General features: G+C 64.9%; 16 protein-coding genes and 4 tRNA genes. 12 read left to right on the top strand and 8 right to left on the bottom strand.

The features are described from left to right. The first annotated feature begins 8 nt into the window (after window positions 1-8). Together AC3B5L_RS09185 and AC3B5L_RS09180 are read left to right on the top strand one after the other, a co-directional pair. A complete protein-coding gene (locus AC3B5L_RS09185) occupies window positions 9-608 on the top strand; it encodes a type II toxin-antitoxin system PemK/MazF family toxin (protein WP_268776274.1) in 600 nt (199 codons plus the stop codon). Window positions 609-690: 82 nt separating this feature from the next. Next, window positions 691-1,077 (top strand): SPW repeat domain-containing protein, encoded by a 387-nt coding sequence (locus AC3B5L_RS09180; protein WP_187661546.1) that lies wholly within the window; start codon window positions 691-693, stop codon window positions 1,075-1,077. A gap of 60 nt (window positions 1,078-1,137) precedes the next feature. Here AC3B5L_RS09180 and AC3B5L_RS09175 read toward each other — a convergent pair whose 3' ends face one another. Next, window positions 1,138-1,311: a hypothetical protein gene (locus AC3B5L_RS09175; protein WP_268776275.1), complete on the bottom strand. Its 174-nt coding sequence runs from the start codon at window positions 1,309-1,311 to the stop codon at window positions 1,138-1,140. Between the two features lie 112 nt (window positions 1,312-1,423). Next, window positions 1,424-1,849 carry a GIY-YIG nuclease family protein gene (locus tag AC3B5L_RS09170; protein ID WP_259963074.1) on the bottom strand — a complete coding sequence of 142 codons (426 nt, stop codon included), beginning with the start codon at window positions 1,847-1,849 and terminating at the stop codon, window positions 1,424-1,426. A 104-nt stretch (window positions 1,850-1,953) separates the two neighbouring features. Here AC3B5L_RS09170 and AC3B5L_RS09165 point away from each other — a divergent pair, with 104 nt between their 5' ends. Both AC3B5L_RS09165 and AC3B5L_RS09160 read left to right on the top strand, forming a co-directional pair. Further along, complete coding sequence (locus AC3B5L_RS09165) at window positions 1,954-2,919, top strand: TIGR03885 family FMN-dependent LLM class oxidoreductase (RefSeq protein WP_259963072.1); 966 nt, start codon at window positions 1,954-1,956, stop codon at window positions 2,917-2,919. Beyond that, entirely contained in the window at window positions 2,916-4,580 is a 1,665-nt protein-coding gene (locus AC3B5L_RS09160) for an alpha-amylase family protein (RefSeq protein ID WP_259963069.1), read from the top strand. Before AC3B5L_RS09165 ends, AC3B5L_RS09160 begins: the two co-directional genes overlap by 4 nt. A 53-nt stretch (window positions 4,581-4,633) precedes the next feature. Here the strand turns inward: AC3B5L_RS09160 and AC3B5L_RS09155 are convergent. Continuing rightward, a tRNA-Val gene (locus AC3B5L_RS09155) sits at window positions 4,634-4,706 on the bottom strand. Between the two features lie 151 nt (window positions 4,707-4,857). Here AC3B5L_RS09155 and AC3B5L_RS09150 point away from each other — a divergent pair. From AC3B5L_RS09150 to AC3B5L_RS09130, 5 genes are all read left to right on the top strand, one after another. After that, window positions 4,858-4,930: transfer RNA gene (locus AC3B5L_RS09150), tRNA-Gly, on the top strand. A gap of 52 nt (window positions 4,931-4,982) precedes the next feature. Further along, window positions 4,983-5,053, top strand: a tRNA-Cys gene (locus AC3B5L_RS09145). 27 nt (window positions 5,054-5,080) lie between these two features. Then, window positions 5,081-5,155 (top strand) — tRNA-Val (locus AC3B5L_RS09140). A gap of 158 nt (window positions 5,156-5,313) precedes the next feature. Beyond that, a complete protein-coding gene (locus tag AC3B5L_RS09135; protein WP_490095666.1) occupies window positions 5,314-5,514 on the top strand; it encodes a hypothetical protein in 201 nt (66 codons plus the stop codon). 16 nt (window positions 5,515-5,530) lie between these two features. Continuing rightward, window positions 5,531-6,184, top strand: coding sequence for a hypothetical protein (locus AC3B5L_RS09130; RefSeq protein WP_490095665.1), 654 nt, complete (start codon window positions 5,531-5,533; stop codon window positions 6,182-6,184). 144 nt (window positions 6,185-6,328) lie between these two features. Here AC3B5L_RS09130 and AC3B5L_RS09125 read toward each other — a convergent pair whose 3' ends face one another. The 4 genes from AC3B5L_RS09125 to AC3B5L_RS09110 all read right to left on the bottom strand — a co-directional run bounded on the left by AC3B5L_RS09125 (window position 6,329) and on the right by AC3B5L_RS09110 (window position 8,085). Then, window positions 6,329-6,469, bottom strand: a complete 141-nt coding sequence (locus AC3B5L_RS09125; protein ID WP_490095664.1) for a hypothetical protein — start codon at window positions 6,467-6,469, stop codon at window positions 6,329-6,331. An 11-nt stretch (window positions 6,470-6,480) separates the two neighbouring features. Then, complete coding sequence (locus tag AC3B5L_RS09120; RefSeq protein WP_490095663.1) at window positions 6,481-6,966, bottom strand: hypothetical protein; 486 nt, start codon at window positions 6,964-6,966, stop codon at window positions 6,481-6,483. Between the two features lie 386 nt (window positions 6,967-7,352). Next, complete coding sequence (locus tag AC3B5L_RS09115) at window positions 7,353-7,481, bottom strand: hypothetical protein (RefSeq protein ID WP_490095662.1); 129 nt, start codon at window positions 7,479-7,481, stop codon at window positions 7,353-7,355. Window positions 7,482-7,737: 256 nt separating this feature from the next. After that, a complete protein-coding gene (locus AC3B5L_RS09110) occupies window positions 7,738-8,085 on the bottom strand; it encodes a DUF7882 family protein (RefSeq protein WP_060922087.1) in 348 nt (115 codons plus the stop codon). Window positions 8,086-8,241: 156 nt separating this feature from the next. Between AC3B5L_RS09110 and AC3B5L_RS09105 the strand changes: the two genes are divergently transcribed. The 3 genes from AC3B5L_RS09105 to AC3B5L_RS09095 all read left to right on the top strand — a co-directional run bounded on the left by AC3B5L_RS09105 (window position 8,242) and on the right by AC3B5L_RS09095 (window position 9,223). Then, window positions 8,242-8,517, top strand: coding sequence for a hypothetical protein (locus AC3B5L_RS09105; RefSeq protein WP_490095661.1), 276 nt, complete (start codon window positions 8,242-8,244; stop codon window positions 8,515-8,517). A 109-nt stretch (window positions 8,518-8,626) separates the two neighbouring features. After that, on the top strand, window positions 8,627-8,959 hold the full coding sequence (locus AC3B5L_RS09100) for a DUF7882 family protein (RefSeq protein ID WP_336502439.1): 333 nt from the start codon (window positions 8,627-8,629) through the stop codon (window positions 8,957-8,959). A 45-nt stretch (window positions 8,960-9,004) separates the two neighbouring features. Beyond that, on the top strand, window positions 9,005-9,223 hold the full coding sequence (locus tag AC3B5L_RS09095) for a hypothetical protein (protein ID WP_490095660.1): 219 nt from the start codon (window positions 9,005-9,007) through the stop codon (window positions 9,221-9,223). A 701-nt stretch (window positions 9,224-9,924) separates the two neighbouring features. Here AC3B5L_RS09095 and AC3B5L_RS09090 read toward each other — a convergent pair. Continuing rightward, window positions 9,925-12,141, bottom strand: a complete 2,217-nt coding sequence (locus AC3B5L_RS09090; protein WP_490095659.1) for a phage tail protein — start codon at window positions 12,139-12,141, stop codon at window positions 9,925-9,927. Between the last annotated feature and the right edge of the window lie 27 nt (window positions 12,142-12,168).

Genomic DNA, 12,168 nt, shown 5'->3' with positions numbered 1-12,168 from the left:
GTGACCGTGTGGGCACGACCAGCAACGGCATCCTGAAGGCACTCGCGGACCTGCTGCGCCGAGCAGTGGGCTCCCCCCGGGCGTCGCGGACCTCTCCCGGTCCGCGGCGCCCGGACGCGCGTCTGCGGACGGCCGAGGAGCGCGAGCGGCGATCCGCGAAGGCGCCGGACGCCGGAGTCGAGCCGGGGCAGATCCGAGGTACCGAGACCGTGCGGCTCGACCCCGGGCGTATGCCGGCCGTCCGCGTGGCCTACGCGCCGCACCGGGACGGCGCTCCCGACGCCGGCGAGGTCGTCTGGACCTGGGTGCCGTACGAGGAGAACGACGGTCGAGGCAAGGACCGGCCGGTGCTGGTGATCGGGCGGCAGTCCTCCGAGCGGGTCTACGCGGTACGGATGACCAGCAGGCCCCACGACGGCGAGCGCGACTACCTCTCGATCGGGAGCGGCGAGTGGGACGGGCAGGGCCGCGAATCGTGGGTGGACATCGAACAGCTCTACAGCGTCCATGAGCGTGGGCTGCGCCGTGAGGCGGCGGCCCTGGATCGTGGCCGGTACGCACGGGTCGCGGCAGCGCTCCAGCGGCGGTACGGATGGGCGCAGAGCTGACCCGGCAGCCGCCTCCCATCCGATGGGCGCAGGGCTCCGAACCTTCTAATGAGTCGCCGCCGGCGGCACCCAAGGAGGAATCATGCGTTTCATCCCGACCAAGGTCCACGGAATTCTCGACTACGTCGTCGGGATCGCTCTGATCGCCGCGCCCTGGCTGTTCGGCTTCGCCGGTATGGGCGGAGCCCCGGTCGTCATCCCGATCGTGCTCGGCGTGGGCCTCATCGTCTACAGCCTTTTCACGAAGTACGAGTGGGGTCCGTTCGGTCTGATCCCCATGCCCGTGCACCTCGTCTTCGACATCGTCGCCAGCCTCTTCCTCGCGCTCTCGCCGTGGCTGTTCGGGTTCGCAGGCGAGGCGCTGAACGTCTGGCTGCCGCACGTCGTGGTGGGTGCTGCCGTCATCGTCGTCGTGCTGTTCTCGCAGCCGCAGCCGCAGAGCACCCGCGGACGGGCTGCGACCGCCTGATCCGCACACGACGAGGGGCGACCGGATATCGATCCGGTCGCCCCTCGTCGTCCGCGCGGACTAGGCCTCGTCGTCGGACTCGGCCTGATGCTCCTGCTGCTGCTCGGTGTCGACCTGTGCGGGAGGCAGGTCCTGCAGGAACTGGCGGTCGCTGTTCGGGTCGCCGCTCCCGTCTCCGGCGAGCGGATCCTGCGCGCTGACGTCGTCGGCGGGGATGTTCTCTCGTCCGTTCATGTCCGGTCCTCTCACGCGGGGCGCCGGGTGCGCCCGTTCACAGGCGAGTCTGCCTCCTGCCGGCGCAGCGGGGGATCCCCTGGTGCGATCCTGTGCGCAGTGATAGGCGCGTTCACCCTCGGAGCGCGGCGCTGAGCCAGCGCGCGTATTGATGCCAGGGGTCGCCGTGCCGCTGCAGCGCCGCGATGTGGGCGCGGATCTCCGGTGTCAGGGTGAACCACTCACCGCCTTCGCGAGCGGAGGCGAACTGCCGATGCCGCTGCTGTTCGCGCACCCGATCGCCGTGCTCGAAGGCGAGGAGCTCGTCGTGACGGATGCTCGCGAGACGGCGCCGCGGCTGTCTGCTCGTGCCGATCTTCACGCGGTTGTCGTAGCGGAGGTAGTACACGACGTCGATCCGCGGGAACGGCAGATCGGGGTCGGGGGAGTCCCCGTAGCGCCAGCCGCAGAGCGCGCAGTGCCACGCGTCGTCCGTTCGCAGCCCAGCGAGACCACCGCAGAGGGGACAGGGGCCGGGGAGAAGTCGGGGTTTCGGCACCCGGGCAGCCTACGTCCGCCCTCGGACATCGGCCGCCACTTGCCAGCACCCGGCGCTCCTGTCAACCACTGCCGCCGGGCGTCGTCCCTTGCCAGACTCGGCCTATGGTCTTCATCGGATTCCACGCCTCCCATGAGCAGATCCCACCCAGCGCGCTGCTGGACGCGGTCGTCAGCGCGGAGTGGGCCGGCTTCGACGGGGCGATGTGCTCCGACCACCTGGCCCCGTGGCTCCCCGATCAGGGGGAGTCGGGATTCGCGTTCAGCTGGATCGCTGCGGCGCTGGCCCGTACGAGGTTCCCCATCGGCATGGTCAACGCGCCAGGACAGCGGTACCACCCCGCGATCGTCGCGCAGGCCTTCGGAACGCTGGAGGAGATGTTCCCCGGACGGTTCTGGGCCGCGCTCGGCAGCGGCGAGGCGATGAACGAGCACGTGACCGGCGACGTCTGGCCGGCCAAGGACGTCCGCAACGCGCGGTTGCACGAGAGCGTGGATGTGATCCGACGGCTGCTCGCCGGCGAGGAGGTCGATCACGACGGTCTCGTGCGGGTGCACCGCGCCCGCGTCTGGACCCGGCCGGCGCAGCCGCCGCCGCTCTTCGCCACCGCCGTCAGTCCGGAGACGGCGGAGTGGGCGGCCGGCTGGGCGGACGGCCTCGCGACCGTCGCCCAGGAGCCGTCCGCGCTGCGGAGGGTGGTGGAGGCCTACCGCTCGGCCGGGGGAGAAGGGCCGTGCATCCTGCAGACGCACGTGAGCTGGGGCGAGGACGACGCCGAGGCGTACGCGATCGCGAAGGAGCAGTGGCGGCAGGGCGTGGTCACTCCGCCGCTCGCGTGGAACATCGAGCAGCCGGAGGATTTCGACGCCGCGGTGGGCGAGGTCGATGAAGCGCGGCTGCGCGCGGCCGTCCTCGTCGACCACGACGCCCGGTCGCTCGCGGGACGGGTGGCGGAGCTCGTCGACATCGGCTTCGACCGGATCTACCTGCATCACGTCGGACGGGAGCAGACCCGGTTCCTGAAGGCGGCCGCCGCCGAGATCCTGCCCGCTCTGAGGGAGCGCACATGAAGATCACCGATACGAGCGACCTCTGGTGGAAGACGGCCGTCGTCTACTGCCTCGATGTGGAGACCTTCCTGGACTCGGACGGCGACGGCGTCGGCGACCTCCGCGGCCTCGCGCAGCGGATCGACTACCTCTCACAGCTGGGCGTGACGTGCCTGTGGCTCATGCCCTTCTACCCTTCGCCGGACCTCGACGACGGGTACGACGTCAGCGACTTCTACGGCGTGGACCCGCGTCTCGGCACCCACGGCGACCTCGTGGAGGTGATACGCACGGCCCGTGACCGCGGCATCCGCGTGATCGTCGACCTCGTCGTCAATCACACCTCGGACCGTCATCCGTGGTTCCGCGCGGCGCTCCGCAGCGTCGACTCGCCCTATCGCGACTACTACGTGTGGCGCGACGACGCGCCTCCAAAGGGACAGAAGAACCCGGTCTTCCCCGGGCAGGCCGACGGGATCTGGACCAAGGACGAGAAGTCCGGGCAGTGGTACCAGCACAGCTTCTACGAGCACCAACCCGACCTCAACATCGCCAACCCCGTGGTCCGGGACGAGATCGCCAAGGTCATCGGGTTCTGGCTGCAGCTCGGCGTCTCGGGCTTCCGCGTGGATGCCGTGCCGTTCCTCCTCGAGGTTCCGAAGACGGCGGACATCCCCGATCCGCACGAGCTGCTGCGCGACATGCGGCGTTTCCTGCAGCGTCGTTCCAGCGAGGCGATCCTGCTCGGCGAGGTCAATCTGCCGTACGAGGAGCAGCGCGCGTACTTCGGGGGCACCGACGGCGACGAGCTGACCATGCAGTTCGACTTCGTGGCGATGCAGTCGCTGTATCTGTCCCTCGCCCGCCGTGATCCGGCACCGCTCGTCGCCGCACTCACCGCGCGCCCGGTCCTCGGACCGGAGGTGCAATGGGCGAATTTCCTCCGGAACCACGATGAGCTCACCCTCGACAAGCTGACCGATGCCGAGCGTCAGGAGGTCTTCGAGGCGTTCGCGCCGGACGAGCGGCAGCGCGTGTTCGGCCGCGGGATCACGCGGCGCCTGCCGCCGATGCTGGAAGGCGACCCGCGGAGGATCCGGATGGCGTACAGCCTGCTCTTCACGCTCCCCGGCACCCCCGTTCTCTTCTACGGCGAGGAGATCGGGATGGGCGAGAACATCGCCGTCGAGGGGCGGCAGGCCGTGCGTACGCCGATGCAGTGGTCGGCGGATCGCAACGGGGGCTTCTCCGACGCGCGCCCTTCCCGGCTCGTCGCGCCGCCGCCGACCGACGGGTACGCGCCCACGCACGTGAATGCCGCCGCCCAGCTCGAGGACCATGGCTCGCTGCTGCACTTCCTCCGCGAACTGACCGCGCTCTACCGGGTATCGCCGGAGCTCGGGTGGGGGTCGTTCACCGTCATCGAGCAGCCGCAGGACGCCCTGCTGGTGCATTCCCTGGAGGCCGACGTCGGGCGCACGATCGCCGTGCACAACTTCGCGGAACGTCCGGCGACGACGCGGTTCCGACTGGGGGAGGAGCCCGCGGGCACGACCCTGGTCGACCTCCTCGACGCGCGGCGCGTGCCCCTCGACGACGACGGAGAGGTGGAGCTGGAGCTTCCGGCCTACGGCTACCGGTGGCTGCGGGTCTCCCGCCCGGGAGACGGCAGGATCCTGTGACGGGCGGAAACGCCGAAGGCCCCGGATGACCGGGGCCTTCGGAGGGGATTCGGTGGGCGATACCGGACTCGAACCGATGACCTCTTCCGTGTGAAGGAAGCGCGCTACCAACTGCGCCAATCGCCCATACCCGTGGGGTACGTCAACCGATACTACCCGACCGTCAGGCGCTCCGATGACCAGTCCGGGAGACACGCGCGAGATTCGCTGCGGGTTTGGCGGAGCGCCGATCATCGGCTAATGTTTCATAAGTGCCCGGGACAACCGGGAACGAAATGCGGATGTAGCGCAGTTGGTAGCGCACAACCTTGCCAAGGTTGGGGTCGCGAGTTCGAGTCTCGTCATCCGCTCGAGTGCAGTAGATCTTCTCGAAGATCGGCGGCACGTGGGGTCAATCCACACGGTGGCGTGGCCGAGCGGCTAGGCACCGGCCTGCAAAGCCGTTTACACGGGTTCGAATCCCGTCGCCACCTCACGGGAAAACTGAATAGCCCCAACGGGCGCGATTGGCGCAGCGGTAGCGCGCTTCCCTGACACGGAAGAGGTCACTGGTTCGATCCCAGTATCGCGCACCATGAAACCCCCGGTTTTCCGGGGGTTTTTTGTTGCCCTGGCACCCGCGGGCAACATCTGGGCAACATGATCCGGCAATAGTGCGGCCCGAAAACTTCTTGGTTACAACTGTGTCTCGACGGCGGAGACAGACGATGCTCCGCCGAGACAGGGGCAGACCATGAAGAACGAAGCACCGACCGTTGCTCACGGTCCGAGCGGTGAAACAGCCGAGTACGTGTTCGTGACGCCAGAGCTCGCGGTGAGCTGGCTCGCGCTGAACATCGACAACAACCGCAACGTCCGCAAGAGCCGCATCAACGGCTACACGAGACATCCAGAGCGACCGCTGGGTCATCACAGGGGAAGCGATCAAGTTTGACGCCTTAGGGCGGCTGGTGGACGGCCAGAACCGGTGTCAGGCGATCGTCGCAGCGGGCAAGGGGGCATGGGTGCTCGTGGTGCGGGGTATCAGCGAGGATGCCCTCGTCGTGCTGGACTCTGGTTCGTCGCGGAACGCGGGGGACATGCTCGTCATCACGGGCCTTGCAGATCGAGCGGATGCGAAGGATGTCGGGGCGATCGCTCGTCTCTACTCGGCCTATCAGGCCGGCGACGTGAAGCACGCAGCATCCAACCTGGGCGGCAGCACGGGCATCACCAAGTCGGAGCTCGCGGAAGCCGTGCTCGCGATCCCGGACATCGAGTTCGCTGCCCGACACGCACGCGGCATGTACCGCTACCTCCGCTTGCCCGTCAGCGCCCTCGGAGTCGCGTTCCTCGAGTTCTCCAAGCTCGACGTCGACGACACGGCCGAGTTCTTCAATCGCATCCGTGACGGTATTCAGCACGGCCCGGGAGACCCCTTCCTCACCCTCTCGCGCCGGGTTTCGAACGATCTGCAAGCCGGAGCGTCGCGCCGGATCGTTCCGGGTCAGGCGCTCTTCTACCTGTTCCGCACCTGGAATGCCTTCCGCGAGGGGGAGCAACTTGTGAAGCTCCAGATCGGCTCGCCACAGGCCGGATTCACGCCTATCCCGGTGCCGAGGTGAACTGCGGTGGCTCGTGGCGTCTTGCCCGCTCTCTCAGCGTCGACTACAGAAGACCGGGCCGCCGCCAGGGCAACCTTATTGCCGCACCCGTGACACGCAAAAGCCCCCGTCAAGCGGGGGCTTTTGGTGGAAGTTGGTGGGCGGTCAGGCCGCGACGGGCGCCTGCAGGGCGTGACGAGCCTCCACATAAGAGGCCATCGTCAGTTCGTGGAGCTGTTCGTTGGAAAGCTGATCGAACGCGCCAACGAAGGCGTCAAGGATCGTCTCAAGCTGCTCATGCTTCATGGCTACGTTTCCTAGTCTTTTGTGATGGCCAGCCAGCGGCCATCAAGCCGTGAACTCCATCCGGTTGTTCCGAGAGTATCCCAAACAGCTGACAAAGTTCGCAATACATCCATCATCGCATCTGTGCGACCGTAGAGCTTCACCGTATCCATGTTGTTGTTCATGCCGTGATCGATCACGAGTGCGAAGGAGCTAGCGTGGAGCTCGACTAGACGATCCCGCAGTTCGTCACTAGAGATCTGCCAGAACTCGGGACTCACCCAGAGCTTCAGAAGCTTCGACATGCTCGCGCGATCACTGCGAACGATCTCCACTAGTGCGTCTGTTCGCCCTTCCTTCGTGTCGTAGAGATCCAACACCTCATCAAGATGCGTACGGGCAAACTCGAACGCTGATGCGAGCTCAATCTGGAACTCTTCAGCGCCGCTGATTGCTTCCCAGTCTGATGCGATCGACGCGAGTGAGGCTACTGTTACTGGGCGCAGGACGTATCGCATCGTTGTGAAGCTCCTATGTGACTCTTGGGTTTCGTCACATCATACTGACGGCTTCTGTCCCGGCCTGACGCCCTTCCCTGGTCGTGCGGCGTTCCATGCGTCGACCGTCTCTGCGGTCCACCCGCGGGTGCTGCCGATCATGGCGTCTGGTTCGGGGAGCTTGTAGCGAGAGAGTGTGCTCGTGAGGACACCGATGCGTTCGGCGAACTCGGCGCGTGACAGGTACCGCTCCACTACTCTTCCCGTTCATGAGTGATCCCTCCTCCGCGGGGAGGCGGAGAAGGGATCGGAGCCAGTATGCCGGTCTGACTGCGCTCGAGGCAATAACCGCTCCGCCCCATGCTTCTGTCGCTACGGGGCACACGTTGCGAAGAGCCGTCGGCTGGCTACTCCGGCGCGGTGTCCCAGACGGCACTCTCCACGTCTCCAGTCTTCTTGACCAGCTCCTGCAGGAGTTTCGTCTGCTTCTTCATCTCCTGAAGGATCTGATCCAGGGTGTAATCGCTGGTACTCATGGGCACACCGTAGCGACAGAAGCTGCTTTGCGTAAGACACTGCCTTGATCCTGAGACGGCTGCGTCCGCACTTCGGTGCCCTCTGCTCCAGACCCATCCACGCCGGCGGTTCTTGGGCATGGTCAGGCTGCTGCGCTACCGCTCTACATCAGCGTCGAGTGACAAGAGACGATCCCCTCCCCGCGGCGGGCGGGAAGGGGATCAACCGAGCGAGCTGCGCCGCAAGATGGGCGCGCGCTCCCCTCCCCGGTGCCGCCTATTCTGCCCCGAGGTCGGCCAGGGCGGAAGCATCGATTTCCACGGGGGTGTCAACGACCTCGTCGACGAGGGTGATACCGCCGGAGGAGCTGGCTTCCATCATGAGCGTCTGAACCCACTTCGCGTTGAGTTGCGGGTTCTCGGGTGTCTCGAACGTGAAACGCAGGGGGATGGACGGGTGAAGCCAGATCGTGGAGCGACCGGGGGCATCGCCCTCTGGGTGCTTCCAGGAAAGGGTGAAGCTCTCGTTGCGGCGCAGCTTGGTCGCGATCGCAACCTTGAGGTGCGCGAGAGCTCGGTCTTCGATGTGGATCTCACTGCTGTCGCCGTACTGGATCGTTCCCATGGGTTCACTCTACGGGTCGACGGTCTACGCATGTCGGTCTCACACATGAGGCCGATGCGCAATGCCCCCTGACACGGGGCGAGTCCTGCGTAGTCTGAGCGGAGCACACGCGTGCGTGTCCCGATGAGCCGGCTACAAACGATGCACAAGATTGTCATGACCCCCACCACACGAATCAGCATCGACGGGGAGACGTTCATCTTGGCGGAGGACTGCGACGTCGGTGATCTGATGGGTCGCATCGAGTCGGCCTCGCACGGGGAGCCCGGGTTCGTGACCTTCGCTTCACGGTTCGAGACGCTGAGCGTGCTCGTCACCCGTTATACGAGGGTCGTGGTCAGTGTCGAACACGCTGTTGGGGAGGCCCCCGGTTCTGAGACCGGTGCCGCTCAAGACTGGTACGACGACTATCCGGGAGACAACTGGCTCTGATCTCCCGCTACCTATTGCCATTCTGCGGGGGGAGGTAGACGAAAGTGGGGTGTCCGTCCGTGCTGCTAGATGGGATCGTAGTTAAAAGCACGAGCGATAGGAACCTGTGATGGGCAAGTTCATTTACGACGGCGGACCAAAGACCGATATCGAGGATCGCGCACTCACCCACCTCCAACTTGTCATGACGGCTAAACTCCGACGTGGTGAGCCGTTTGCGTTCACCTGGAAGGACGACTCGAGCATCGGGGGCGGCCGCACGACCGTGTGGGTCCACGCTGGTTCGTCGCTTGTTTTCAAGTATTCGGGGAGCCGTCAGCCTGCTATCAACCGCGCATGGGTCGACGCTCTTGCCTTCACTGCCAACGCTCCCACCGGCTTGTACCTCGTGCCGGAGCCCGCCAACACGGGAGCGGTTGAGCACTTGCCGGGTGTCGTCTAAGGCCTTCATTCACTCCAGTGCTCTTTCAGGGTTACGGTTTTGAGCGTGGAACTCGACGACCCGAATCTGCCCGACTCCGCGAATCGATGGTTGCTTGCGACGTCTGATCAGGTGCAGGCCCTTGCTATCCAGTGGCACGCGGACCCGGAGAACGCGAACATGTCCGACATCGTTGACACTCTTCTAGCCCTTGCGGAGGCACAAGCCCGAATCATCGCAGCGTTGGATCTGCGTATCCAGGGCCTCGAGCGCAGTCATCGCTAGCCGTTGGAGCGAGCTTCCTTCTTGCGTTCCTTGTGCGCGTCGTATGCCACGGTGGCGAGGACTATCGGGGCCATGCCTGGCACCGTCAGCACGACGAAAAGGACGATCCCGCTCACGGACGGACCAACTGGGTCTCCGGCTGGACCGACCGCGGCAAACCATAGTGTCAACGATCGATACGATCGCGGCGACGAGCGAAAGGACCACTAGGGTCCATTGCGCAGCTTCGAGCATTGGTCCTGCGGGCAGGATCTCCTTACTGAGCAGGAGGTGGGTCACCATCGCACCGATCGCGAGAAACGAAGCGAGGGCGCCCATATAGATCATGAAGAAGCTGACGTCCATGCGCGCAACCGTAGTGGTTACGATCGGCGCCTCGGGGACCCCTGAAAGGCGGGTGCCCCATCTCGCTAGGCCAGGAGGCCCTAGACTTCAACCCTCGGTCACTGGGGTCGGGCATAACTGAAGAAATGGGGAAGTCATGAGTCGACAGTCGGAACTCGCGCTCGAGGCGGAGCACGCGCTGGACGATGAGCTCGGATACGAGGAATACGAGCAGCTCGCAGACGAGCCCTGCTAGTGAACTGGTAGCTGCGGAAGAGGCCTCCAGCTGAGCGGGAACACAGGCGGAGGCCTCTTTGGCGATGGTCCTTCAGCGGCCCGCGTCACCGACATCTGACACGGGCCCTGAATAGGTGGGGCTACCAGCGGGCGCCAGCCCGTGACCACGCCTTTGAGATCTGGTCGTAGCGGCCGATCCGCGCATCCGCTTCAACACCCATGCGACCCACAAGCTGGTCGTTCACATCACGAACAATCAACTCCGAAGGGCCACTAGCGACGACAGATGCCGCCGCACCCGTCAGCCCGACAAGGTTCGAGAACGACAACTGCGGACGGAACGACTCAGCACCAAACGCGAACTGTTCCATCAACGACTGGCCACCATCGAAAACGGCAGCCCAACCCTGACCCGAGAACGGGCCACGAAGAGCGGGCGAATGCGGAAAGAACCCCTGCGCCCAACTCAACACGCCACCGATCGCGTCACCGACATTGCGGATCATCGAACGGATACCGTCAATGAACCCCTGCAACAAGGCGCGACCCGAACTAACTAGCCACGAACCAGCACCCGCAAACAGATTCTGAATGTGACGCGGCAGGGCAGTAAAGATCGTCACGACTCGGCTCACACCACTACTGAAAGAGGAGGTAAGCGTCGACCAGATGCGCGTCGCAGTCCCGCTGATGTTCGTCGCCGCCGAACTGAAGAACGACGTAACCCGCGACCACGCAGCATTCCAGGTAGACGCCACCTGCGACACCAACCCCATCAAGAAGTTCAACGCCGGCGCCAACCACTCATTGATCCCACGCGCCATATCGATGATCGGCCCCTGGGTGCCCTCAATCTGACGGCCCCACTCGTCCATGGTTGTGTTGCCATTCAAGAACAACAGCAGATTCACCACAAACGCCGTCAACTCCGCCAACCCCTGAATCAACGGCACAAGAACCGGGATGAGCATCTGAAGCGCCTGCGTAAGGATCGGCAGAATGTCCACGGCCAGTTCGATCAACGGGGGCAGGAGCGGAAGCAACGCCACCAGCAGCTCTACCAGCGGCGGGGCCAGTTGAGAGATCGCGTCCACCAGGACGTCGGCGAGCAGCGGCACCACCTCAGCGAGTTGGTCACCGAGGCGCGCGAGCAAATCCGCCACCACTGGCCCGACCGTTGTCCCCAACTCTTGCAGCACAGCGCCGAGAGGCTTGAACGTCTCACCGAGCCCGAGAAGCGAAGACTGCAAGGCGTCGGATTCGATCACAAGGCCAGCGATCAAACCGATCACGGCGCCCACGGGTCCAGAGACCACCGGAAGGAACCGGCCGATGATCGGTAGAGCGGCCACCATCGGAGCCATCGCGCCGGCCAGCGCCGTGAAGACCGGTGTGAGCCCCTCCATTCCAGAGAAGGTGCCCTTGAGCTCCGAGAACCCCGACACCATGCGATCAAGAGTGTTCAGCACCGAATCGGAGAACTGGAAGTCGATCCCATCCAGCGTCCACTGCAACTTCTCCACGACCGGCTGCACCCGAGCGGTGATCCCATCCGCGATCGTCGTCAGCTCACCGAAGAAGTCCCTAGCGAGCCCCAGAGCAGGGCCAGCGAACGCCTCCCCGAGTCGGCTCAGCGCGGCGCCAAGGTTGGCGAGCGACCCGCGCGTCGTGTTCCCTGACTCGAGAGCCGCGCCACCGATGTTGTCCTCGATCGCCTTACGGAACGTGGCCGCGTCAACCTCACCCCGAGACACCATCTTCTGAAGCTCATCCGCAGTGACCCCATACTCCTTCTGGAGCCACTGCATGATCGGGATACCCCGCTCCGTCAACCGATTCAGGTTCTCCATCCCCGCGTAACCCTTAGAGGTCACCTGATTGATGATGTCGCCCATCTCACCCATCGACGTGCCAGCAATCGTCGCCGCATCCGCCGTCAACCGCAGATACCGCTCCAACTCCTGACCCGGCTTAATACCCGCAGCAACCGCAGAAGCCGCAGTCGTCGCCGCAGCATCCAAACCAAACGCCGTGCCCTTCACCGAAGCAAGAGCGTCCTGCATGATCGCCTCAACGGCCTTCGTGTCATGCCCCAGACCCTTAAGCTTCGCGGTCGCGTCCTCGATGTTGAGAGCACGCGAGATGCCCCCACCCAGCGCGATCGCCCCGACCGTGCCGGCAAGCAACCCCACACCGCCGACGATCCTCCCCACACCGCTCCGCAAAGACGCGAAGAAGCCCGTAGAACGCTTCTCAGCGGCCGAAAACGACTGCTGTGCCTCCTTGTCCACCGCCTTCGAAAAGCCCGTCCCAGAAGGGAGCAAGCTCACATAGGCCACACCGATTTCCTGTGCCACTACGGCACCTCCAAACAGCCCGAAGGC

Source organism: Microbacterium sp. C-MGS6, assembly GCF_058140415.1.
This window is presented reverse-complemented; position numbering and strand designations above follow the sequence as displayed.

Excerpts from the sequence above, each read along its gene's own strand:
- AC3B5L_RS09100 (WP_336502439.1), top strand. The coding sequence starts at position 8,627 with ATGGGCAAGTTCATTTACGACGGCGGACCAAAGACCGATATCGAGGAT.
- AC3B5L_RS09160 (WP_259963069.1), top strand. The coding sequence starts at position 2,916 with ATGAAGATCACCGATACGAGCGACCTCTGGTGGAAGACGGCCGTCGTC.
- AC3B5L_RS09165 (WP_259963072.1), top strand. The coding sequence starts at position 1,954 with ATGGTCTTCATCGGATTCCACGCCTCCCATGAGCAGATCCCACCCAGC.
- AC3B5L_RS09180 (WP_187661546.1), top strand. The coding sequence starts at position 691 with ATGCGTTTCATCCCGACCAAGGTCCACGGAATTCTCGACTACGTCGTC.
- AC3B5L_RS09175 (WP_268776275.1), bottom strand. The coding sequence starts at position 1,311 with ATGAACGGACGAGAGAACATCCCCGCCGACGACGTCAGCGCGCAGGAT.
- AC3B5L_RS09115 (WP_490095662.1), bottom strand. The coding sequence starts at position 7,481 with ATGAGTACCAGCGATTACACCCTGGATCAGATCCTTCAGGAGATGAAG.
- AC3B5L_RS09120 (WP_490095663.1), bottom strand. The coding sequence starts at position 6,966 with ATGCGATACGTCCTGCGCCCAGTAACAGTAGCCTCACTCGCGTCGATC.
- AC3B5L_RS09105 (WP_490095661.1), top strand. The coding sequence starts at position 8,242 with ATGACCCCCACCACACGAATCAGCATCGACGGGGAGACGTTCATCTTG.
- AC3B5L_RS09135 (WP_490095666.1), top strand. The coding sequence starts at position 5,314 with ATGAAGAACGAAGCACCGACCGTTGCTCACGGTCCGAGCGGTGAAACA.
- AC3B5L_RS09110 (WP_060922087.1), bottom strand. The coding sequence starts at position 8,085 with ATGGGAACGATCCAGTACGGCGACAGCAGTGAGATCCACATCGAAGAC.
- AC3B5L_RS09125 (WP_490095664.1), bottom strand. The coding sequence starts at position 6,469 with ATGAAGCATGAGCAGCTTGAGACGATCCTTGACGCCTTCGTTGGCGCG.